5 protein-coding genes and 1 pseudogene are annotated in these 4,391 nt (G+C 40.2%); 1 reads left to right on the top strand and 5 read right to left on the bottom strand.

Going from position 1 to position 4,391, the window contains the following annotated elements; genetic code table 11:
* Nucleotides 1-327 precede the first annotated feature (327 nt).
* Complete coding sequence (locus VB711_RS21120) at nt 328-699, top strand: Dethiobiotin synthetase (RefSeq protein WP_323288260.1); 372 nt, start codon at nt 328-330, stop codon at nt 697-699.
* A 9-nt stretch (nt 700-708) separates the two neighbouring features.
* On the opposite strand, the gene VB711_RS21115 is transcribed toward VB711_RS21120, so the two are convergent.
* The 5 genes and pseudogenes from VB711_RS21115 to VB711_RS21095 form a co-directional block, all read right to left on the bottom strand.
* On the bottom strand, nt 709-1,317 hold the full coding sequence (locus VB711_RS21115) for a hypothetical protein (RefSeq protein WP_323288259.1): 609 nt from the start codon (nt 1,315-1,317) through the stop codon (nt 709-711).
* Between the two features lie 126 nt (nt 1,318-1,443).
* Entirely contained in the window at nt 1,444-2,079 is a 636-nt protein-coding gene (locus VB711_RS21110) for a Uma2 family endonuclease (RefSeq protein WP_323288258.1), read from the bottom strand.
* 56 nt (nt 2,080-2,135) lie between these two features.
* Nucleotides 2,136-2,771, bottom strand: coding sequence for a Uma2 family endonuclease (locus VB711_RS21105; RefSeq protein ID WP_323288257.1), 636 nt, complete (start codon nt 2,769-2,771; stop codon nt 2,136-2,138).
* A 136-nt stretch (nt 2,772-2,907) separates the two neighbouring features.
* Nucleotides 2,908-4,293, bottom strand: coding sequence for a photosystem II reaction center protein CP43 (gene psbC / locus VB711_RS21100; protein WP_323288256.1), 1,386 nt, complete (start codon nt 4,291-4,293; stop codon nt 2,908-2,910).
* Nucleotides 4,277-4,391, bottom strand: a pseudogene (locus VB711_RS21095) (photosystem II D2 protein (photosystem q(a) protein)); the annotation flags it as partial. The gene psbC and the pseudogene VB711_RS21095, both read right to left, overlap by 17 nt.

The raw sequence follows: 4,391 nt of genomic DNA, 5'->3' as shown, positions 1-4,391 counted from the left end.
TTTCAACGCTTATTCCTTGCACTTGATTCACCTTTTGTCACCTTCAAACCCTTGATATATCTTCGTTTGAGATTTATAGCCTAACGACACGCTACGCTATCAACAAGCCCTAATTAATACAGGTTCTAGGAGAAATTTTTAGCAATTTAGATAATGGAAATTAAACAATTTAATCTAGATATGGCTATGCTAAATTATTTTTAAATACCCCGTTCCCTGGTATATATAGGACTCCTATTTGATTTTTAATAGCGTAGCCATACAAAACTCGGTATAGATATTTGTGCTTTATTTTTCTTTTTCCCTGTTCCTCGTTCTCTCCTATATATGAACTACGAAACTGCTCGCAAAATCCTGATAGATCAAACAAAAACAGAGGAAAACCCTGATGCTCTGTTAAACAGATTAAAACAGGGTAAACCGCCTGTTCCTGGTCAGATAACGTCAATTTTGTTAGCTTTAAAAGTTGTGTTTGAAACCCTGAAAGATGCCCCTAGTTTAGATAAAGATATAGCTCTAGCACTATATAAATTGGGCATTAAAGCTCAACAGTTATTTAGTGCAGGTCGTAAAGCGGGTATTGATTGGCCTCCTTTGCTCAAAGAAGATTTAGTGCGTATTTCTCTAGCAGCAGAAAGTATATTTTCTGGAACATGGCAAACTTTATCCACAACCGGAAAGTTTAAAGATCAAGGGTGAAAACTAAATTTATCGGTTTCTCAATTCTGCTTCTAACTTGTCTAGGTCGGTTTTAAGTAAAACAGTTATCTGACCTACAAAAGCCTTACCTTCCTTTGGTTTAGCAACTTCCATCCAATAAGCATAGCGATCGCCCACCCGCAATTCTCCCTGTAAAGCTTCCCTAATCGGCGTTTTAGCCAAACGTGCCTGATTAATTGCACTCTGATTAGGATACTCGTACACCACCTGAGCGCGATTATAGTCTTGATAAATATCCAAACCATAAATTACCCGCAAAGACTCCTGAAGGCGCTCGGATGTCATCCCATTAACAGCATCATACATACTAATGCGCTCAGTGCGAATTTTCCCCCTGTCTTGAGTAAATGTCACCTTACCCGGAGGTAAAACCGATGCCTGAAAAGTGAATCTTTGGGCTGCTGTATCACTCTTACTCACCGATAACTTTTCCCCACTCTTAGGACGCAAGGTTGGATGGGCTTGAATCCAAGTAGTTACTTCCTCTGTAGTTTGCCCTGGTAAAGCCTGAGATGGAGCAGCAAATAACATTCCCAAAAACCAAGGGGCTAGAGAACAAGGTAAGACCAAAACATTGCGTAAGTATTTTTGTAGCATTTTTAGTATTTACAAATGAGATTTTATGCTAGGAGTCAGGAATTAAAACCGATCCAGTTCTAAAACTCCCCATTAGGAAAGAACAACAAAGAAGCATCTTTAGTTTTCCCATTTTTCATCCTAATATTACACTTTTTTGATCTCTTCTCTTACCCACTCCCTTACTGCTGTTCTAATTGCCCTTCTACCATTTGCCCGATTTTGCTCAATTAGTTTTGGTAATTCCCGAATTTCCAAACTAGGAAATACCAAGCTTTTTTCAGATTCCAAATATTCTCCATTTTGTAAAAGATAAATCTTCAACTCACCAGAATCATAACACCAAATTTCCGGTACACCCAACCGAGCATAAATAGGAAACCGATCTAAAGATTTGCTAGTAATATCAATTTCTAAAGCTAAATCAGGAGGTGGATCTCTTAGTAAATCTAAATCCAATCTACCCCTAACTAATGCTTCATTTTGAAAATAAAAACAATCATCTGGTTCTAAACCTGCCATTTTACTTTCTCGCTTCCAGGTAGTTGAACCAAAACTTTCATAATCTAAATCCAATTCTTCAGCAATATCTTCAATTCCGTTGCTAATAGCTTTTTTATAATATTCGTGTTCTGGTAAAGGAGTCATAATTTCTAAAGTACCATCATCATAAGCAACTCTAGCGGCACGACTTTCTCCTAAATCTTGTAAGAGATTTTCAAACTGTTGCCAACTGATGTTGTACAGCATCACTCTATTAGCGCGATTTGCAACAACTATCATCTTTATGACCTCTAAAAGTCTCTAATACAATTGTGTCACATTCAAAATCAACCTAGTCATACCTTAAAAATATTTCCCCTTACCCACTCCCTCACTGCTTTTCTAATTACCCTTCTACCATTTGCCCGATTTTGCTCAATTAGTTTTGGCAATTCCCGAATTTCTAAACTAGGAAATACCAAACTTTTTTCAGATTCCAAATATTCCCCACTTTGTAAAAGATAAATCTTCAATTTACCAGAATCATAACACCAAATTTCCGGTACACCCAACCGAGCATAAATAGGAAACCGATCTAAAGATTTGTTAGTAATATCAATTTCTAAAGCTAAATCAGGAGGTGGATCTCTTAGTAAATCTAAATCCAATCTACCCCTAACTAATGCTTCATTTTGAAAATAAAAGCAATTATCTGGCTCTACTCCTGCCATTTTGCGTTCTCGCTTCCAGGTAGTTGAACCCAAACTTTCATAATCTAAATCCAATTCTTCAGCAATATCTTTAACTGCATCACTAATTACTTCTTTATAATTTTCGTGTTCTGGTAAAGGAGTCATAATTTCCAAAGTACCATCATCATAAGCAACTCTAGCTGCACGACTTTCTCCTAAATCTTGTAAGAGATTTTCAAACTGTTGCCAACTGATGTTGTAGAGCATCACTCTATTAGCGCGATTTGCAACAACTATCATCTTTATGACCTCTAAAAGTCTCTAATACAATTGTGTCACATTCAAAATCAAACAACCCATAAAAAAAGCTCTTGCTTTTACACAAGAGCCAATAAATTAATTAATTGTCAAGTAATTAGAGAATGTTTTTAACAACCTAGTCTAGGTCGCCCATAAACATTGCTGGTTCTGTCTCGCGGTCAATACCTTTTTCAAAACCACCAGCAGCAGCACGGGCGCGGCCTGCGTGCCACAAGTGACCGATAAGGAAGAAGAAACCTAACACAAAGTGAGAGGTAGATAACCAAGCGCGAGGAGACACGTAGTTAAAAGAGTTAATTTCAGTCGCTACACCACCCACAGAGTTCAAAGAACCCAAAGGAGCGTGAGTCATGTATTCAGCAGCGCGACGAGCTTGCCAAGGTTGAATATCATTCTTGATTTTGTCGAGGTCAAGACCATTAGGACCACGTAGAGGCTCTAACCAAGGGCCACGGAAATCCCAGAAGCGCATGGTTTCACCACCGAAGATGATTTCACCAGTAGGCGATCGCATCAAGTATTTACCTAAGCCTGTGGGTCCTTGTGCAGAACCAACGTTAGCACCTAAGCGTTGGTCACGGATCAAGAAGGTCATAGCTTGAGCTTGAGAAGCTTCTGGACCTGTAGGACCAAAAAATTCGCTGGGGTAAACAGTGTTGTTGTACCAAACCATGATGGAAGCAATAAAGCCCATCAAAGCCAGAGCGCCCAAGCTGTAAGAAAGATAAGCTTCACCAGACCAGATAAAAGCACGACGAGCCCAAGCAAAAGGCTTGGTGAAGATGTGCCAAATACCGCCAGAAATACAAATTAAAGAAATCCAGATGTGACCACCGATCACATCTTCCATGTTATCAACGCTGATAATCCAACCTTCGCCACCAAAGGGAGCTTTGATTAAATAACCAAAGATCACAGCAGGGTTGAGTGTGGGATTAGTAATCACACGTACATCACCACCACCGGGAGCCCAGGTGTCATAAACACCACCGAAGAACATAGCCTTCAACACCAACAACAGCGCACCACATCCCAAGATGATTAGGTGGAAACCAATGATGTTGGTCATTTTGTTTTTGTCTTTCCAGTCGTAACCGAAGAAAGAAGAATATTCTTCTAAGGTTTCTGGACCACGGACGGCATGATAAATACCGCCAAAACCTAAGACTGCGGAAGAAATGAGGTGAAGTACACCTACAACAAAGTAGGGGAAGGTGTCAATAACTTCACCACCTACACCAACGCCCCAACCCAAGGTGGCGATGTGAGGTAGAAGAATCAAACCCTGTTCGTACATGGGCTTTTCTGGAATGAAGTGAGCAACTTCAAATAAAGTCATTGCTCCAGCCCAGAAGACAATTAAACCAGCATGGGCTACGTGAGCGCCAAGCAGTTTACCAGATAAGTTGATTAACCGAGCGTTACCGGACCACCAAGCAAAACCGCTTGATTCTTGGTCACGGCCGCCACCGACAAGTGAGCTATTAGAGAGCGTTACCACGTGGCAATACCTCCTCTGGGAATATAAATTGTTCGTGGGGTTGATCTTGAGGAGCCATCCAAGCGCGGATACCCTCATTCAACAAGATGTTTTTGGTG

This window comes from Cronbergia sp. UHCC 0137 (assembly GCF_034932285.1).
In the GTDB taxonomy this organism is placed as follows: domain Bacteria; phylum Cyanobacteriota; class Cyanobacteriia; order Cyanobacteriales; family Nostocaceae; genus Cronbergia.
Note: the sequence above shows the minus strand (reverse complement) of the source record. Positions and strands in the feature narration are given on the sequence as shown.